16 protein-coding genes are annotated in these 17,755 nt (G+C 54.6%); 2 read left to right on the plus strand and 14 right to left on the minus strand.

The features are described from left to right. Positions 1–47: 47 nt before the first annotated feature. The 12 genes from dedD to gcvA all read right to left on the minus strand — a co-directional run bounded on the left by dedD (position 48) and on the right by gcvA (position 11,861). On the minus strand, positions 48–761 hold the full coding sequence (dedD, locus tag KUE00_RS02965; RefSeq protein ID WP_246757990.1) for a cell division protein DedD: 714 nt from the start codon (positions 759–761) through the stop codon (positions 48–50). Continuing rightward, complete coding sequence (gene folC, locus KUE00_RS02970) at positions 751–2,013, minus strand: bifunctional tetrahydrofolate synthase/dihydrofolate synthase (RefSeq protein WP_246757991.1); 1,263 nt, start codon at positions 2,011–2,013, stop codon at positions 751–753. The genes dedD and folC overlap by 11 nt, the downstream gene beginning before the upstream one ends. A gap of 64 nt (positions 2,014–2,077) precedes the next feature. After that, positions 2,078–2,983: an acetyl-CoA carboxylase, carboxyltransferase subunit beta gene (gene accD, locus KUE00_RS02975; protein ID WP_246757992.1), complete on the minus strand. Its 906-nt coding sequence runs from the start codon at positions 2,981–2,983 to the stop codon at positions 2,078–2,080. Between the two features lie 368 nt (positions 2,984–3,351). After that, on the minus strand, positions 3,352–4,014 hold the full coding sequence (locus KUE00_RS02980) for a DedA family protein (RefSeq protein WP_246757993.1): 663 nt from the start codon (positions 4,012–4,014) through the stop codon (positions 3,352–3,354). An 18-nt stretch (positions 4,015–4,032) separates the two neighbouring features. Then, positions 4,033–4,848, minus strand: a complete 816-nt coding sequence (truA, locus tag KUE00_RS02985; protein WP_246757994.1) for a tRNA pseudouridine(38-40) synthase TruA — start codon at positions 4,846–4,848, stop codon at positions 4,033–4,035. Further along, positions 4,848–5,858, minus strand: coding sequence for an aspartate-semialdehyde dehydrogenase (locus KUE00_RS02990; RefSeq protein ID WP_246757995.1), 1,011 nt, complete (start codon positions 5,856–5,858; stop codon positions 4,848–4,850). The genes truA and KUE00_RS02990 overlap by 1 nt, the downstream gene beginning before the upstream one ends. A 112-nt stretch (positions 5,859–5,970) precedes the next feature. Continuing rightward, entirely contained in the window at positions 5,971–7,107 is a 1,137-nt protein-coding gene (gene pdxB, locus KUE00_RS02995) for a 4-phosphoerythronate dehydrogenase PdxB (protein ID WP_246757996.1), read from the minus strand. 146 nt (positions 7,108–7,253) lie between these two features. After that, a complete protein-coding gene (gene fos, locus KUE00_RS03000; RefSeq protein WP_246757997.1) occupies positions 7,254–7,667 on the minus strand; it encodes a fosfomycin resistance glutathione transferase in 414 nt (137 codons plus the stop codon). Between the two features lie 46 nt (positions 7,668–7,713). After that, positions 7,714–8,157: a hypothetical protein gene (locus tag KUE00_RS03005; RefSeq protein WP_246757998.1), complete on the minus strand. Its 444-nt coding sequence runs from the start codon at positions 8,155–8,157 to the stop codon at positions 7,714–7,716. A 95-nt stretch (positions 8,158–8,252) separates the two neighbouring features. Then, positions 8,253–9,575 (minus strand): 2-oxoadipate dioxygenase/decarboxylase HglS, encoded by a 1,323-nt coding sequence (hglS, locus tag KUE00_RS03010; protein ID WP_246757999.1) that lies wholly within the window; start codon positions 9,573–9,575, stop codon positions 8,253–8,255. A 22-nt stretch (positions 9,576–9,597) separates the two neighbouring features. After that, positions 9,598–10,848: a 2-aminoadipate transaminase gene (locus KUE00_RS03015; RefSeq protein ID WP_246758000.1), complete on the minus strand. Its 1,251-nt coding sequence runs from the start codon at positions 10,846–10,848 to the stop codon at positions 9,598–9,600. Positions 10,849–10,952: 104 nt separating this feature from the next. Beyond that, the gene (gene gcvA, locus KUE00_RS03020; protein WP_246758001.1) at positions 10,953–11,861 is read right to left on the minus strand and encodes a transcriptional regulator GcvA; all 909 of its coding nucleotides are present in this window, start codon (positions 11,859–11,861) and stop codon (positions 10,953–10,955) included. A gap of 115 nt (positions 11,862–11,976) precedes the next feature. Here gcvA and amaB point away from each other — a divergent pair, with 115 nt between their 5' ends. After that, positions 11,977–13,470 (plus strand): L-piperidine-6-carboxylate dehydrogenase, encoded by a 1,494-nt coding sequence (amaB, locus tag KUE00_RS03025; protein WP_246758002.1) that lies wholly within the window; start codon positions 11,977–11,979, stop codon positions 13,468–13,470. Between the two features lie 97 nt (positions 13,471–13,567). Then, complete coding sequence (gene amaA, locus KUE00_RS03030) at positions 13,568–14,848, plus strand: L-pipecolate oxidase (protein ID WP_246758003.1); 1,281 nt, start codon at positions 13,568–13,570, stop codon at positions 14,846–14,848. A gap of 113 nt (positions 14,849–14,961) precedes the next feature. Here amaA and KUE00_RS03035 read toward each other — a convergent pair whose 3' ends face one another. Further along, positions 14,962–15,714, minus strand: coding sequence for a glycosyltransferase family 25 protein (locus KUE00_RS03035; RefSeq protein WP_246758004.1), 753 nt, complete (start codon positions 15,712–15,714; stop codon positions 14,962–14,964). Positions 15,715–16,149: 435 nt separating this feature from the next. Further along, positions 16,150–17,574: an amino acid permease gene (locus KUE00_RS03040; protein WP_246758005.1), complete on the minus strand. Its 1,425-nt coding sequence runs from the start codon at positions 17,572–17,574 to the stop codon at positions 16,150–16,152. Positions 17,575–17,755: the final 181 nt, after the last annotated feature.

Below are 17,755 nucleotides of genomic sequence, written 5' to 3' on the forward strand. Positions count from 1 at the left end.
GTTTTTAGGCGCTGAAAGGCACAGGCTCTTTCAGCAATAGCAACAGGCTAACGAACGCTGTAAGGCTTAATGACGCCGCCCAGGCCGGTAATGCCCTTCAGCTCGCCAATGGACGCCTGCATTTTTGCTTTAGAGGCATCTGGCCCTACGTAAACGCGCGTGATTTCGCCCTGCACCGGCGTTGAAGGCACGGTAAAGGCGCGATAGCCGGAAAGACGGAGCGACGCCACGATTTCATTGACCTTCGCAGCATTTTTCAACGCGCCCAGCTGCACAACCCAGGCCTGACCAGACGGTGCGCTTTCCTGCGCCGGTTTCGGTTCGGCTTTCTGCACGGGCCTGGATTCAGGTTTAGGCTCTGTCTTCTGGACGGGTTTTGGTACGGTCTTCGGTTTTTCGACCGGCTTCTCGACCGGTTTCTCAGCAGGCTTAACGTGCTGCACAGGTGGCGGCGCAACCACGGTTGGCTGATTGCCGGACTGCGGCGCGGTAGAACCGCTTTCCGCCTGCGAGGTGTTTTCGCTGGTCTGGCCCTTCACCGCCGTGCCTGCGCCCTCCGGCGGCTGTGCCGGCAGCGATTGCGTCACCGGCGGCACCATTTCTGAATCCTGCTGGTCGCCGGGTTTAGGCACCAGTGGGATAGCGGCAAACTCTTCTTTATAATGCTTTTTCTTGCCATCCAGCAGCCCCGGCAACGCGATAACGCCCAGCGCCACGATGATAATGGTCCCTACTAAACGATTTTGAAACTTACTTGCCACTGCCACTCTCCGTTTCCATCGTTTCCATTACGTGCGCTACGGTGTGGAAAGATCCGCACACCAGCACGATATCCTGTTCATGCGCCTGCTGTAACGCATGCTTAAATGCTTCCGCCACGCTGGAAAAGGTTTGCGCCGTGGTCGGCAAATGCGCCGCCAGCTGCTGCGCCGTTGCGCCACGCGGCCCTTCCAGCGGCGCGCAGTACCAGCTATCAACCTGGGGCTTCAGGCAGGCCAGCGTGCCGATAATGTCTTTGTCGTGCAGCATCCCTACTACCGCATGCACCTTACCGGTTTTTGGCAGTTCGCTCAGGCGTCCGGCCAGATAAGCCGCCGCGTGAGGGTTGTGCGCGACGTCCAGAATAATGCGGGGTGATTGTGCAACGGTTTGAAAACGGCCCGGCAAAACGGCTTTATCCAGGCCGTAGAGCACCGCATCATCCACCTTGAGCGGTGACGCGCGCAGCGCGGCCAGCGCCGTAGCGGCATTTGGCAGCGGCACCTGCGGCAAAGGCAGGCCGCTCAGCGTGCCCAGCTGGTCCGTAAACGACCAGTCATGTTCACCCACGCTAAATGACCAGTCGCGATCGCGCTTGTGCAGCTGCGCGCCCAGCGTAGCGGCGACTTCGGCGATGGTATGCGGCATATCCGGTTCGCCAACGATGGCGGGTTTGCCGCCACGAAACACGCCCGCTTTTTCACGGCCAATGCTTTCGCGATCGGGGCCAAGCCAGTCGGTATGGTCGAGCGCGATACTGGTGATAACCGCGACGTCGGCATCCACAATATTGGTCGCGTCCAGGCGGCCACCAAGCCCCACTTCAAGGATCACCACGTCCAGCTGCGCGCGCTTGAACAGCCACAGCGCAGACAGCGTGCCGTATTCAAAATAGGTCAGCGACGTGTCGCCACGCCCTTGCTCAATATCGGCAAAAGAAGCGGTGTGATCGGCTTCCGGCAGCTCTGCGCCCTGAATACGTACGCGCTCGGTATAGCGCAGCAGGTGCGGCGAACTGTAGACGCCCACGCGATAACCCGCCGCCATCAGCAGCGTTTCCAGCGTGCGGCAGGTGGTGCCTTTGCCGTTAGTCCCGGCTACGGTGAAAACAACGGGCGCTGGCGTTAACAGGTCAAGGCGTGTCGCCACGCGCTGAACGCGCGCCAGCCCGAGTTCGATAGCTTGAGTATGAAGATTCTCAAGATAATGAAGCCACGTGGCCAGAGGCGACGTGGCTTGAGGAAGATTATCCATGTATCCCGTTCACAACGTTACGGTTCATAGGAGAAAGGGCGACGCGCGCCCTTTCGGCCATCGGTCACGCCTCTGGACTTTGCGTGGCCTCTTCTGCTTCCGGCTGCTCTTCCTGCGGCTGCGGCAGGTTCATCATTTTTGCCAGCACGCTGGCCAGCTTGTAGCGCATTACCGGACGGCGCACGATCATGTCGATAGCGCCCTTCTCGATCAGGAACTCGCTGCGCTGGAAGCCCGGCGGCAGTTTTTCACGCACGGTTTGCTCGATAACGCGCGGGCCGGCAAAGCCAATCAGCGCCTTAGGTTCAGCAATGTTCAGATCGCCCAGCATAGCGAAACTGGCGGAAACGCCGCCCATAGTTGGGTCGGTCAGCACGGAGATGTACGGCAGACCACGCGCCTGCATTTTCGCCAGCGCGGCGCTGGTTTTCGCCATCTGCATCAGCGACATCAGCGCTTCCTGCATACGCGCGCCGCCGGAAGCGGAGAAGCAGATCAGCGGGCAGTTATCTTCCAGCGCCTGCTCAACGGCACGAACAAAGCGCGCACCGACCACGGAGCCCATTGAGCCGCCCATAAAGGAGAACTCGAAGGCCGCCGCGACAATTGGCATACCGTGCAGCGTGCCTTTCATTACGATCAGCGCGTCTTTCTCTCCGGTATCTTTCTGTGCCGCGACCAGACGATCTTTATATTTCTTGGAATCCCGGAACTTGAGCACGTCTTTTGGCTCCAGTTCGCTGCCCAGCTCAACTAAAGAGCCTTCATCCAGCAAGCTGTGCAGGCGGTCACGACCGTGCATACGCATGTGGTGATCGCATTTCGGGCAAACTTCCAGATTACGTTCCAGCTCGGCACGGTACAAAACCTGACCGCAGCTGTCGCATTTGGTCCACACCCCTTCAGGGATGCTGGCTTTGCGCGAAGGAGTAATTGTGCTCTTGTTGAGAATTCTTTCAATCCAGCTCATTGATGACCTGTTATGTTGTTTGTTGTGCTAAATCAGATACTTAACACAGATTATCGCCTGAGAATTAGGCGGTATTACATCATAAAACGCTTGCCCGCGCTACATAATCATCAACGGGTTATCGTGGCTTTTCACACGGATTTTTCACAATGATTACCTTGTAGCCGTTCGCGCTTTTATTCATTCAGGCCGATGCCCGCGTTAAAACTTGCGTTCTGCTGCTATTTCATTCAGTGCCGACAGAGAGTTTACCCGCTGGCTAACCATCCCGGTGCCGCAACGCCTTGCGGCTGGCCGCGGTCTTTCTGCCTGAAGCAAAAAGCCCGGCTTTCGCCAGGCTTTCACGCTGTTTATCGTTACCGGGACAGCTACAGCTTCTGCTGACGAGCCGCCGAACGGCGATGGCGCAGCACTTCCACAATGCCGGGCAGGACCGAAACCAGAATGATGACGACGATCAGATAGTGCAGGTTTTTCTGAATCGCCGGCAGATTACCAAAGAAGTAACCGGCATAGGAGAACAGCAGCACCCACAGCAGGCCGCCAGCCACGTTAAACAAGGCAAAATGACGATAGGACATCTTGCCCATACCGGCAACAAACGGCGCAAAGGTACGGACGATGGGGACAAAGCGTGCCAGGATAATCGTCTTGCCACCGTGGCGCTCGTAAAACTGATGGGTTTTATCCAGATAGCTGCGACGGAAAACCTTTGAGTTCGGATTGCTGAACAGCTTGTTGCCAAACAGCCGACCGATAGTGTAATTCACCGCATCGCCTGCAATTGCCGCCACGCAGAGCAGCAGCGCCATCATGTGCACATTCAGCGCACTGTCCGGGATAGCCGCCAGCGCGCCCGCCACGAATAACAGCGAGTCGCCGGGCAGAAAAGGCGTGACCACCAGCCCTGTTTCACAAAACAGAATCAAAAACAGAATGGCGTAGATCCAGACGCCGTACTGCGCCACCATCGCCTGTAAATGAACATCAATGTGCAAAATAAAGTCGATAACGCTGTGAATCACTTCCATACAGGGTTCCTTAATGCGTTAATCCTCGAGGAACAGCGGTCCCATCGGCGGACGTGGTAAATCATAATGTTCAGGGTAATCAACCGCGACCAGATAGAGCCCTTCGGCCCGCGCGGTTGCCGCTGCCAGCGTGCGATCTTTCGCCGCCAGCAGTTCGGCCATCCAGCTCTCCTGCTGATTTCCACAGCCTATTTCCATCAGGCTACCGACAATATTGCGCACCATGTGATGCACAAAAGCATTGGCTTTAATATCCACTACGACATAGGCGCCATGACGGCTAACGTTTAAATGGATAACGTTGCGCCACGGCGTACGCGACTGACACTGTACGGCGCGAAAAGAAGTGAAGTCGTTTTCACCCAGTAATGCCTGGCCGGCGCGCTGCATCTTTTCGGCGTCCAGCGGATGATAAAAATGCGTAACGCCACCGTGAAGGATCGCCGGACGCAAACGGCGGTTGTAGATCACATAGCGATAACGTCTTGCCGTCGCGCTAAAGCGGGCGTGAAAATCATCCGCGACGGATTTCACCCAGCGCACTGCGATATCGTCCGGCAGATTAGCGTTAACGCCCAGTGTCCAGGCCGCATCTTTGCGTAGCGAAGTGGTTTCAAAATGCACCACCTGCCCCGTACCGTGTACGCCAGCGTCCGTTCGTCCCGCGCAGAAAACCACGACCGGATGATTGGCCACTTTTGAGAGCGCCTTCTCCAGCTTTTCCTGAACGCTTCTGACTTCCTGCTGCCGTTGCCAGCCATAGTAACGGCTGCCGTCATATTCAATCCCCAGCGCCAGCTTGTACGTGGGTGGCGGCAAATCTCCTGCTGACATTACCAGAAGTACTCCTGTACCAGCTTCTCAGCCGTTTTCACCGCCATCAGCGCGCCGCCGAAGCGCACGTTATCCGCCACTGACCAGAACTGCAGCATTTCCGGGATACCGTAATCGTTACGAATACAGCCCAGGCTTAGCTGCACGTTTCCAGAGGCGTCGCCCACCTGCGTCGGATAGTCATCTTCATCAGAAAGCGCGATATCTTCCGCCTGCATCAGGGCTTCACGCGCTTCTTCCGCCGACATCGGGCGTAAATTTTCTATATGGACAATCTGCGCGTTGCCATAGAAAACCGGTGCCTGAACGGTAGTGACGGTAATCGGCAGGCCTTCGTCCTGTAGCACTTTACGCACCTGATCGATCAGGCGACGTTCCTGCAGCACGCTCCCTTCCGCATCCGGCAGCAGCGGCAGCATGTTGAAAGCCAGCTGGCGGCCAAAGAACGTCTCTTCCGCAGGCAGGCCGTTCAGCAGGCGCGCGCTTTCGCCCGCCAGTGAATCCACCGCCGCTTTGCCATGTGCCGAAGCGGCAATCAGGCTGGTCACCTGCAAACGACCCAGCCCGGCCTGATCGACCAGCGGTTTGATCGCGCACAGCAGCTGGCTGGTCACGCTGTCGGCCACGCTGACGATATTGCGATTGCGGTAGTCCGCCAGCACCTGAGAATTCACGTCCGGCACCACCAGAGGCACATCCGGCTCCAGCGCAAACAGATCGCTGGTATCAATCACCAGGCAGCCCGCGCTGGCGGCTTCTTCCGCATAGCGCGCGGAGGCTTCACGTCCGGCGGCAAAAAAGGCCAGCTGTACCTGCGACCAGTCAAATTCCTGCGCGCTGGTCACCAGCAGCGTTTTGCCTTCAAAACGCAGGTTTTCACCCGCGCTGCGTTCGCTCGCCAGCAAGTGCAGCTCACCAACCGGGAACTGGCGCTCGGCCAGTAGTTCCAGTACTGCTCCGCCTACTGCGCCTGTCGCGCCCAGTAGCGCAATGTTCCAGCCGTCAGACATGTTGGTTTACTCCAGATAATGTACATAAAAAACAGAAGGCGGTGACACCACCGCCCAGGGATTCAGATTTTTTCGTAGTCCACGTCAACCACAACAGGCAGATAAACGGGAGTCAGGAAGCGCCCTGATAAACTGCGTTAAAGCCCAGCTTCAGCAGCAGCGCAGCGGTTTGCGCAGAGTCGCACTCGACACGCAGAGAAGACCACTCGCGGCGTTCCAGATAATTTTTGCGCAGGCGGTCAAATTCGCCCGGGATCGCGGCTACTTTTCGCAGCGGCGCATCGTCGCGGCGCACATCATACACCAGATGCACCAGTCTTTTTAGCGTTGGCTGATCCAGCTCGCCGTGCAGCGTTATCTGGCCAAACTCCGGCGCGGGCAGCAGCGTATCCAGCGCTACCTGCTGTGGCTGGCCTAAAAAGCGCGTCCAGGCTTCAAAAACCTGCGTGGTGCCGCGCGCCTTGCCTTCCAGCGTATAGCCCGCGATATGCGCGGTGGCAATATCTACTTTATCCAGCAGCGGCAGGGAAAGTTCCGGCTCCGGCTCCCAAACATCCAGCACCACGCTAAGATCGCTACGCGTTTCCAGTACTTTCAACAGCGCCTGATTGTCCACTACTGGGCCACGGCAGGCGTTAATCAGGATGGCGTTTGGTTTCAGCGCCATAAGTAAAGCTTCATCGGCCAGATGCAGCGTTTTGTACTCGCCCTGTTTGAACAGCGGCGTATGGAAAGTCAGGATATCGGCTTCCTCCACCAGCCGGGACAGCGGCAGGAAATCGCCTGCGTCACCCCGATCGGCACGAGGCGGATCGCAAAGTAGCGTGCGAATGCCCAGCGCTTCCAGACGAGCCTGCAAACGACCGCCAACGTTGCCGACGCCCACGATGCCGACGGTACGATCTTTCAGTGCAAAACCGTCACGCTCTGCCAGCAGCAGCAGCGAAGAGAAAACATATTCCACCACGGCGATGGCGTTACAGCCGGGCGCGGCTGAAAAGGCGATGCCCTGCTGTTGCAGATAGGTCTCATCGATGTGGTCGGTGCCCGCCGTGGCCGTGCCGACAAACTTCACCGGCTTGCCGTCTAAGAGCGCCGCGTTGACTTTGGTGACGGATCGCACCATCAGGCCGTCGGCATTGTCCAGCTCGGCCTGCGGCACCGGCCGTCCCGGCACGGCGACAACATCGCCAGTACGGCCAAACAGTTCGCGGGCGTAAGGCATATTTTCATCAACGAGAATTTTCACAATCAGGATTCCTGTTTACTCACGGCGAGGGGCGGTATTCTGCCATAAATTACCGACAGGGATAAGCAAGAGATGCGGCAGCCAGCGGTGGTCCGGCAGAACAAGGCTGCTCTGCCGGATTCGGGAAAACGGGGAGAAGAAAATAGTTAGCTAAAAATCATCCTGTGATAAGGATTTTTCCGGCAGGCCGCCAGCCGCTGCTGTAAATCACCGACATGGACTTCCAGCTTATGACCGTCGGGATCGAGAAAGTAGAATGATTCGCCTTCGCTACGGTTTTCTTTCCAGCTTGTCACCCCAGCCTGCTGAAGACGCATCACAAAATCGGCGAAGTTTTGCTGTTCGATGGTAAAAGCATAGTGCGTATAGTCGCTGCTTTCGGGTGCAACATATTGCCGCATCGCATCGTAAGAGAGACACAACCATAGCGGCCCGCAGTTCAGATAAGCACCGCTTTCCCAAACGGCATGCAGATCCATTTGCAGCAGCCGCTGATAAAACGCCACGCTTGTGTTGAGATCGCTGACCGCCAGCGTTAAATGGTTGAGTCCTGATAACATATTTATCGATGCCTCATAAATGAAAGCAATCTGGCCTGACAGAAATTCACTGGTTTATACGGGTAATCATGATTTGCTTTTGCTTACAGGCTTTATCCTGGCAAACCTCGCCGAACCAGAGCTGCCCGCTGTCGCCGACCATCACGCCCTGATCCCGCGCAAACAGATTTTCATATTTTTGGTTAACGATGACCTGGCTCAAGGCTGGCGTAAACACGGCGTCATAGCTTTTTTGCAATGCATCCTGATTGCGGAAGGTTTTTTCCTTACCGCGTAATCCTACCTTCAGTGGATAAGAGACCATTGCGGCCACTTTCACCTGGTTTTGTGATGCTACCGCCCTCTGCAAATTGTCGAAAAAATCGTGGTAATCCTGATGCGAACCGAAAAGAACGTCGAGCCGTTGGTCGACCTCCTGTTCCGTCGCGGAGAAGGCGCTGCCTGAGCCAATAAATAACGTTAACAGCAAAACAACCAGTCTGGTTTTCATCGTGAATTTCCTTAATGATCGGCTAACGCCCGCTATTCTGCCTGAATTTTATGCTGCTAACTTTAGGCTTAAGTTATGGCCTGAGTCAAAAAGCATTAGCGCCCGTCGAAAATCTCCGCCAGCGAGTTATCTTCCAGCTGCTGATACAGCGAAAACTCGTCGATAACCTGACGGCCCAGCGCCTGCTCAAAAGCGGCCTTATTAGGATTACCTTTGCTTACCGCGCCTCTTTCACTGCCCAGGTTTGACTGGAAAATCCCCGCCGCGCTGACCGGTAAAAAATCCTCATAAATAATTGGCCTGGCCTCGATAATGCCTTGCTGTAGTAAAGTGTTGAGATGTTCACGCGACGCTGTTTCAACAGGCAGCCGTTCAGCCACCAGCCGATAGCGAAAATAGCCCAGCTTTTGCTGACGCAGCGTTTCTTCATCGTCCGGGAAAGCGGCAAAGCGCGCGGCGGCATCGCTGTCACCCTCGGCGGGCTGCTGTAAAAGCTGGTCATACAGCGCGCGGCCCTGCGGCGTCAGCGCCAGACCGCGCTGTTCGATTTCGCCAAACCGCGCGGTATGCCTGCCTTCGATGCTGTCGGTAAACACAATCTTTTCGCTTAACGCCTTAAAACTGGTCTGGCGCAGCAGGATCGGCACCCGACGTCGCGGCGGCCCTTCAATACTCTCTTTCGGTACGATTTGGTAATCCGGCATCCGCTGCTGTACGCTGTCGATATCCAGTGTGCGCGGCGTCAGATGGTTAATATGCGGCCCTTTAAAAGAGACGACGTCGGCAATCAGGCGGTGCTGCTCCAGCAGCGACTGATAGGTAGCAACATCGACCTGCGCTTCGCTGTGCCACTGAAAGGTTTTCAGCGCTTCGGCAACAAACTCTTCCGCCTGATCCGCCGTCAAACCTTGCTGCTTATCATTTGTTGCCATCAGCTCCAGCACGCGAGGCGTAAAAATAGCCCGTCTGGCGAGGATCTGTTCTACCTGCTCCCTGAGCTTCGCATCCTCGATCAAATCCAGCCGCAGCAGCGAAGTGAAAACGCGGAATGGATTGTATTGCAACGAGCTTTCCTCAACGGCGCGGAAAGCGGTCGCGTGTACCGGAACGCCCGCCGCAGAAAGATCGTAATAGCTCACCGGCAGCATCCCCATCACGGCAAACAGCCTGCGCATCGTTGCCAGTTCTTCCGCCGTCCCCAGGCGGATAGCGCCGTGACGCTCTACGTCCAGCCGGTTTAGCTCCTGCTCCTTGTCCAGCGTGGCAAAAGTCTGTGGATGCGCAAGGAGGTAGCGCTCGTTCACTTCTTTCACAATGTGCAACAGCGTGCGGTACTGGGGAACTTCCTGTTGATACATCAGCGACATCGCCTTAGAGAATTTGTCGCGAATAAGATCGGGCGAAACAAGCTGGGTCATAATCTGGCCTTATGATGATGGTTTACGCGCGCAGGGTAAAAAGAGCCTGTTCGATAAGTAACAACCCTTCTTTAAGAATAGCTGGCGGCGTGGTCAGCGGTGCTAACAGCCGCAGGATATTGCGATGTCGGCCGCTTGGCATAAGCAGCACGCCTGCCTCACGTGCGCTGGCGAGCAGTGCGCTAAGGTGGTCGGCGCCACAGGCATTTGCCGTATCCTTAAAGACGATGCCGCGCATTGCGCCCGTACCGGTCAGTTCACCAACCATCGGTAAGTCGCTGCCGTGCCAGCGCTGGTGGGCTTCGACAATCGCCTTATCCATTGCACAGCCCCATTCAGCCAGGCGTGCATCGGTCATCGTTTTAATCACGGCCAGGCTGGCGGCGCAGGCGACAACGTTGCCGGAATAAGTCCCACCCAGACCGCCACGCGGTAAGGCGTCCATAATCTCTTTTCGTCCGGCAATCGCCGCCAGCGGCAGGCCGTTTGCCATGCTTTTTCCCATCAGCAGCAGATCCGGCTCCGTGCCCAACGCCTCGAAGGCAAACTTTCTGCCGGTGCGGCCAAAGCCCGACTGGATCTCATCCATAATCAGCACGATGCCGGATTCGTTACACAGCCTGCGCAGCCAGCTGGCAAAAGCAGCATCCAGACAGCGAAAACCGCCTTCGCCCTGCACGGGCTCGACAATAATCGCGGCAACGTCTTCGACGTCGACCTCAACGTCGAACAGACGCAAGATAGCCGCTTTGGCTTCTTCAGCCGACACGCCAGAATCTTTGCCGGGAAAAGGCGCATGAAATACCGTTCCCGGCAGCGTGCCGATGCGGTTTTTATAAGGCTTAACCTTGCCGTTGAGCGCCAGCGCCGCGAGGGTTCGGCCATGAAAAGCATCATCGAACGCGATAACGGCCTGGCGACCCGTGCAGGCTCGCGCGATTTTAAGGGCATTTTCCGTCGCTTCCGTACCGCTGTTGGTCAGCATAAAAGCTTTATCGTAGTGCAGGGGAATAAAATCGTTGAGCGCCTCGGTTAGCTGCAAATATTTATTATGCGGCACGGCATTAAATGCCGAATGCATTAAGGCGCGAATTTGCCCGGCAGCCTGTTCAACCACTTCAGGATGGCAGTGACCTAAATTGAGTACGCCGATACCGCCAATAAAATCGATATAGCGGCGACCGGCAATATCCCAGACCTCGGCATTTTCGCCACGCTCAATACAAACGGGATGAACAATATTTATTGACTGGCTAACGAAGGGCAGCTCCATTATTTATTCCTGCTGGGGAAAAGATAAGGAAGATAAAAACAAAGTTGCCCTGCTGCTTCAAACGAAAAAAAAGGCGGTATCCATTCCTTTTTTTCCGGTATCGCTCAGGGTGCCGCGTTCAGCGACGGCGCTTTTTCCTGGATCCACGCCATAAAAGCGGTCACCTTGGGTGCCTGGTGTGCGTGCTCAGGCACGGCAATATAGTAAGCGTTGTGGCTGTCCGTCATCGCGTAGTGCCAGGGAATAACCAGTTTCCCCTCCGCCAGCTCTTCTTCGACAAACATACGCGGCACCAGCGCCACGCCGCAGCCAATCCGCGCGGCCTGAATAGATAGCATAAACGTCTCAAAGCGCGGGCCGTGATAGCTGTGTTCCGTATGAAACCCCTGCTGTTCATACCAGTCGTGCCAGGCTTCAGGCCGCGTAGAACTTTGCAGCAGAACCATCCGGGTCAGCTCAAGCGGCGAGGTCAAAGGCACGGCGGGAAGGATATCGGGCGAACAGACCGGCACCACGACTTCATCCAGCAATTTTGTACAGTGCGCCCTGGGCCAGTTGCCGCGACCATAATAAAAAGCGATATCGATGTTTTCTTTATCAAAGTCAAAAAGATCGATGCGGCTCGAAATATTTAAATAAAGATTGGCGTGCTTAAAGCGAAAGCCGTTCAGGCGCGGCATCAGCCAGCGCACGCCAAAAGTCGGCAGCGTATTGACGTTCAGTACTTCATTGCGGCTACCGTAGGAAAGCATGTAGCGCGTCGACATTTCTACCTGGGTCAATACCTTACGCACTTCTGTCAGGTAAACCGATCCTTCTGGCGTCAGCTGAAGGCGCTTGCGCACGCGCTGGAAAAGAGGCGTGGCAAGAATAGCTTCCAGCTGGCCAACCTGCTTGCTGACCGCGCTTTGGGTGATATTCAGTTCTTCCGCCGCTTTGGTAAAGCTTAAATGCCTGGCGGCCGCTTCAAAACACTGCATAGAGATCAATGAGGGCATGTATCGGCGATTCATATGAGGTCACAACTTTCCGGAATGAATTGAATAAAAAATGTCGTTTGTTTCCATCTGTCACTCCCATCAATACTGAATTACGCAATTTTTTTGTCAATAAATAACAGGTGATGGAATGATTAAAGAGCTAATGCTGCGAATGGGCGTCGCTGAAAATGATTATCTTGCAGGAAATTATCCCGTTACGTCGCCAATTGATGGCAGCGTAATTGGACGAATTACTTTGCAAAATAAAGAGGAAGTAGCCCAACGCATTGAGCTTGCCCACTCCGCCTTTATTCAATGGCGCAAAATTCCGGCTCCGCGCCGTGGCGAACTGGTACGTTTGTTTGCTGAACAGCTGCGCCAGCACAAAGAAGAACTGGGCGCGTTAATTACCTGGGAATGCGGCAAGATCCTGCAGGAAGGCCTGGGCGAAGTGCAGGAGATGATCGATATTTGCGATCTGGCCGTGGGTCAGTCACGTCAGCTTTACGGCCTGACTATCGCCTCGGAGCGCCCCGGCCACCACATGCGCGAAACCTGGCATCCGCTGGGCGTTATCGGCATTATCACCGCCTTTAATTTCCCCACCGCGCCCTGGGCCTGGAATGCGGCGCTGGCACTGGTTTGCGGCAACAGCCTTTTATGGAAGCCGTCAGAGAAAACGCCGCTGTGCGCACTGGCTACCCAGGCACTGCTGAACAAGGCTATCGCGCAATTTGGCGACGATGCACCGGAAGGATTAAGCCAGGTAATTTTAGGCGAGCGGGAAGCGGGTGAAGTGTTAACCAGCGATGCGCGAATTCCGCTAATCAGCGCCACCGGCAGCACGCGAATGGGCCACGATATTGGGCCAGCGGTTGCGGCACGCTTTGGCCGAAGCATTCTGGAGCTGGGCGGTAATAACGCGATGGTGGTTACGCCTGCTGCCGATCTGGATATGGCACTGCGCGCTATATTGTTTTCGGCTGTCGGCACGGCGGGCCAGCGCTGTACCTCACTGCGTCGCCTGATTGTGCACCGCTCAATAAAAGACGACCTTGTGCAGCGCCTGAAGCAGTCTTATAGCAATATCAGCATCGGCAATCCGCTTAAGGGTTCATTAATTGGGCCGCTGATTGATGAACAAGCCTTTAAGGCAATGCAAAACGTGCTGGCCCAGGCTAAAACCCACGGTGCGAAAACATTTGGCGGCGAGCGCGTGCTGGATAATAAATATTCGCAGGGCTATTACGTTTCTCCGGCAATTGTCGAGCTGGAGGCACAGACGGAATTTGTCCGCAAAGAGACTTTTGCGCCGGTTCTTTACGTACTGCCTTACGATACGCTGGATGAAGCCATTGCCTTAAATAACGATGTGCCGCAAGGGCTTTCCTCCTGTATCTTCACGACCGATATCCGCGAAGCCGAAACCTTTATTTCCGCTACCGGCAGCGACTGCGGCATCGCGAATATTAATATTGGCCCAAGCGGCGCGGAAATTGGCGGTGCTTTCGGCGGTGAGAAAGAAACCGGCGGCGGTCGCGAATCGGGTTCGGACGTCTGGAAAAGCTATATGCGTCGCCAGACCAATACCGTTAACTATTCGCGCGAATTACCGCTGGCTCAGGGTATTAAATTCAATTAGTTTGGCTGTAGCCGCTGACTTTATCAGCGGCTCTTTTTTTTTCCGGCTTCACGATAAAAATTCTGTCAATCATTGCAGTCTATTGCCCGGAGTCAGTATGGAGCAGAAATGTTTGTGGGAAAACACCTCGTCTGAACTTCCCCTTTCTTTCCCCTGTTTGCAGTCAACGGTAGAAAGCGACGTCGTTATTATTGGCGGCGGCATTACCGGTCTTTCGACCGCGCTACATCTTGCCGAAAATAATATTTCGGTGACCGTACTGGAATCTGGCAGCGTCGCCAGCGGCGGTTCGGGACGTAACGTCGGCCTGGTCAATGCGGGTGCCTGGATCCCGCCGAACGATATTTTAAAGGTCCTGGGCAATGAGAACGGCGAACGCGTGACGCGCATGATGGGCGAAGCGCCCGCGCTGGTGTTTTCGCTGGTCGATAAGTATGGCATTGCGTGTGACGCTACCCGTAGCGGCACGCTGCATCTGGCACACAACGACAACGGCATGAAGGATTTGGCGCGTCGTTATGAACAGCTCAGCAGTCGTGGCGCACCTGTTGAAATGCTTAGCCAGACGCAGGCACAGCAGCTGGTCGGCAGCAGCAACGTTCCGGCGGCCCTGCTGGATAAGCGCGCCGGTACGCTAAACCCGACAGCCTACACGCGAGGCCTGGCGCGAGCGGCCAAAATCAACGGCGCGGCAATTTATGAACAGAGCGCGGTGAAAGGCGTCAGCCGGAGCGGCACGCAGTGGACTATCACCACGGCAGAAGGCGAAGTTAAAGCGTCGCGCGTAGTGTTGGCCACCAATGCCTATACCGAGGAAGACTGGTATACGGTGAAGCAGAACTTCTTTAAAGCCTGGTATTTTCAGGTCGCTTCTGCGCCGCTGGAGTGTGCCGATGCGCAGGCTATTTTCCCTGAGCGTCAGGGTTCATGGGATACCAAAACGGTTCTCAGCAGTATTCGTCGCGATGCACACAATCGTTTGCTGTTTGGCAGTATGGGGTCGGCGCAGGGAAAACCGGCGGCCTATATTCGCGGCTGGGTAAACAGCCAGCTGAAGTTTTATTTTCCTTTTCTGCGTAATGTAAAGTGGGAATGCTTCTGGACGGGCACGATAGGCTTTACGCCAAATCATACCTTTCGTATTTTTGAGCCACTGCCCGGCATGCTGGCCGTGACGGGCTATAACGGACGCGGCGTCACGACAGGCACCGCCGTAGGAAAAGGATTTGCGCACTATCTGACCACGGGTGAGCAATCGCTGCTGCCTTTGCCGCTACAGCAGTATAAGCCGGTGACCCACTCCACTTTGCGTTCCGCTGCCTTTGAAAATGGCTTTACGCTCTACCATACTGGCCAGGCGCTACGCATTTTCTCCTGAGCGTGCGGCAAAAGGAGCCGCGGCGAATGGTGTTGCCGGAGCGGACTGGCCGCAATATTAAAGCCGTCGTAAGCGTTGTGGCCGGAGCGGCGCCACTGGCGCCGTTGAAAGATTCAGCACTTAACAATTTTTATAAAATTCCGCTTACCCATCAGCCATACCATTCTTTTTAACCTGACCGATAGCGGGCGCTTTTTGCGCAGCTCCTTCCAGATTTGTTTCTTTTTGGACTGATGATCTTCCTCATCTGCTGGCATCTTTATTGTCGATGCGCTGGCAAGGTCAGAATGAACGATGACCGGGGGAATAACAGCATTGATATCACAGTCAGCATATTCTTTAAAAAGGCTCCAGCGGTCTGCAACCATCCATACGGGATAAAAAGCTGCCAATACCTTTTGTGCGGCGGCCTGGTTAATAACATAGCCATGCGACATGCAGGCCTCAATGACGGGATAAACCCGGTGGGTCTGGTCGAGATGAAAAAGGCATTTATCCTGATATTGAAACGTTTTGGTCAAAAGCGTGATGGTCGGTTTTTCGCTGTATTCGGCCTTATTGAGCGCGTTCAGCACGGTCGTTATATCCGGCATCAGCTTTGCGTCGTCTTCCAGAATCAGTGCGGTATTAATCTTTTGCGCGCACATAAGGCGATAAATCTTGATATGGCTAAGCGAGCAGCCGATTTCGCCAGGTTTATAAGCATAATTAAGTTTACGCGTATGTTGCTGTATTTCAGCAGAGGTTAACAGCCGCCCATCTATAGCATCAATAAATTCATAATCCAGATTATATTTAGCACATTCGCTTTCAATACTTTCTCTACGCAATACCGAGCGTTTCAAATTAATAATAAAAACTTTCATTCTACTAACATCCATTATTTAAACTGGAGAAATAGTTTTCCATACCGAAATTAAACCAGAGATATTCGCGATTATTTTGGCTTTCATTTCTACTTATTCCCCAGCTCGATACTCCTGTATCGATCTTTAACATCGCGCGACGCAATTATATAAATTAATCGGGCAATTGAAACGGGCTATGGATAGTGTTTTTCATTAAGCGGGTGCTGTTGGACAGACACATCGGCAGCAGGGTTGGATTTTGCTATTACCTGCGTAAGGGGCTGTGGCATGGGGGTCAGGCGGCAGGAGCGGCTTTTACTTTTGGCCCAGCAGGTTACTGGTGAACCGGCCTCAAGGGCTGAGCAATTGAGTCACTGTTAAGGGTGCTACAGGTATGGTGTAAGGCAGCAAGGGCTGCCCGAAACACGGACAGCCCTTGTCATCAGCTCACCTTTATTTAGTTGCCTGAACGGCGCGGCGCTGAGGCTGCATCTTGCTGCTGACGGTCACTTTCTGCACCGCTCGCTTACGCGTTACGTAGAAGCTCAGCATCAGCATAATCACCGCCACGGCCAGCGTCATCAACGTTTCATAACGATAGTCGGGTGAGATAAACATATAGCCCAGCACCATCAGGATGATGGCAATAGTAAACAGCGTCAGCCACGGGAACAGCCACATTTTAAATTCTGGCGTCTGGCCGCTGCGCTCCAGTTTCCGCCGCATAATCAGTTGGGAAACGGCAATGACCAGATAGACCAGCAGCGCAATGGCGCCCGTTGTGGAAAGCAGAAAATCAAAAACCTTACCGGGGAAAGCATAGTTTGCGAAGCAGCCAGCAAAACCGGCCAGCGTGGAAGAAAGCACGGCCACGCGCGGCACGCCGCCTGCGGAAACGCGGGTGCCGGCTTTTGGCGCGTCGCCACGCTGTGCCAGCGAATAAAACATTCTTGAAGCCGTATAAAGTCCGGAGTTCATGCAGCTACAAACGGCGATAAACACTACAGTGCTGACCAAAATATTTGCGCCCGGCAGATTGAGCACGTTCAGCACGTATTGAAAACTTCCCTGTTCTTTCAGTTGTGGATCGTTCCAGCCTACCAGCGAGACCACCAGAAAAATCGACAGCAGATAGAACAAGGCAATACGGTACACCACCAGGTTGGTTGAGCGGCGGATTTGCTCGCCCGGATTTTTTGACTCGGCGGCGGCAATGGTCACAATTTCCGCGCCGAAGAAAGAGAAGATGGTAATCAGCACGCCGGAAAGGATTGCGCCGCTACCGTGCGGCATAAAGCCACCATGATCCCATAAGCGCGACACGCCGCTTACTTTTGCCAGAGGCCAGTAGCCGCTTACCGCCACAATGCCGACGACGATAAAAGCGATAATTGCCACCACTTTGATAATGGAAAACCAGAATTCAAATTCACCGAAGTTTTTCACATTGAAGAGGTTGGTGATGGTCAGCAGAGTCATGATGGAAAGCGTATAAACCCAGGCGGGAACGGCAGGCAAAGCGGAGTGAAGGATATTGGCTCCGGCTATCGCCTCGACCGGCACAATCAGTACCCAGAACCACCAGTACAGCCAGCCGATAGTGAAGCCAGCCCAGGGGCCGAGCGCTCGGGCGGCATAGGTGGAAAAAGAACCCGAATCTGGCTGTATTACCGCCATTTCGCCTAACATTCGCATAACCAGTAAAACCAGAAAACCGGTCAAAGCATAAGAAATTAATATGGCCGGGCCGGCAGTAGCAATCGCGCTGGCAGAACCGATAAACAGACCAGCGCCAATAATACCGGCAATTGAAATCATCGTGACCTGACGACTGGATAATCCGTCGCCAAGCGCGGAGTGCAGTTTAGGTGGGTTCATAGTTATTCCTGCATAGCATAGAGTTAGTGGCGTTAGTGCTTTTCTCCTGTGCAAATTCCCTTTCTTCGTTGCGCTGTCACACAACTGTCATTTCCTGAATTAATTCTGTACTTTACCGAAAAAGGAGTAAAAGCTTTCAGGTTGGTGAGTCATAGCCTTTTCTTATGTTGCTGATATACAG

The sequence above is a fragment of the Erwinia phyllosphaerae genome (assembly GCF_019132875.1).
GTDB lineage: Bacteria > Pseudomonadota > Gammaproteobacteria > Enterobacterales > Enterobacteriaceae > Erwinia > Erwinia phyllosphaerae.

Coding starts and splice junctions, on each gene's coding strand:
- KUE00_RS03040 (WP_246758005.1), bottom strand. CDS start 17,574: ATGAACCCACCTAAACTGCACTCCGCGCTTGGCGACGGATTATCCAGT.
- KUE00_RS02990 (WP_246757995.1), bottom strand. CDS start 5,858: ATGTCTGACGGCTGGAACATTGCGCTACTGGGCGCGACAGGCGCAGTA.
- amaB (WP_246758002.1), top strand. CDS start 11,977: ATGATTAAAGAGCTAATGCTGCGAATGGGCGTCGCTGAAAATGATTAT.
- accD (WP_246757992.1), bottom strand. CDS start 2,983: ATGAGCTGGATTGAAAGAATTCTCAACAAGAGCACAATTACTCCTTCG.
- folC (WP_246757991.1), bottom strand. CDS start 2,013: ATGGATAATCTTCCTCAAGCCACGTCGCCTCTGGCCACGTGGCTTCAT.
- amaA (WP_246758003.1), top strand. CDS start 13,568: ATGGAGCAGAAATGTTTGTGGGAAAACACCTCGTCTGAACTTCCCCTT.
- KUE00_RS03005 (WP_246757998.1), bottom strand. CDS start 8,157: ATGAAAACCAGACTGGTTGTTTTGCTGTTAACGTTATTTATTGGCTCA.
- KUE00_RS03015 (WP_246758000.1), bottom strand. CDS start 10,848: ATGGAGCTGCCCTTCGTTAGCCAGTCAATAAATATTGTTCATCCCGTT.
- hglS (WP_246757999.1), bottom strand. CDS start 9,575: ATGACCCAGCTTGTTTCGCCCGATCTTATTCGCGACAAATTCTCTAAG.
- truA (WP_246757994.1), bottom strand. CDS start 4,848: ATGTCAGCAGGAGATTTGCCGCCACCCACGTACAAGCTGGCGCTGGGG.
- fos (WP_246757997.1), bottom strand. CDS start 7,667: ATGTTATCAGGACTCAACCATTTAACGCTGGCGGTCAGCGATCTCAAC.
- KUE00_RS03035 (WP_246758004.1), bottom strand. CDS start 15,714: ATGAAAGTTTTTATTATTAATTTGAAACGCTCGGTATTGCGTAGAGAA.
- KUE00_RS02980 (WP_246757993.1), bottom strand. CDS start 4,014: ATGGAAGTGATTCACAGCGTTATCGACTTTATTTTGCACATTGATGTT.
- gcvA (WP_246758001.1), bottom strand. CDS start 11,861: ATGAATCGCCGATACATGCCCTCATTGATCTCTATGCAGTGTTTTGAA.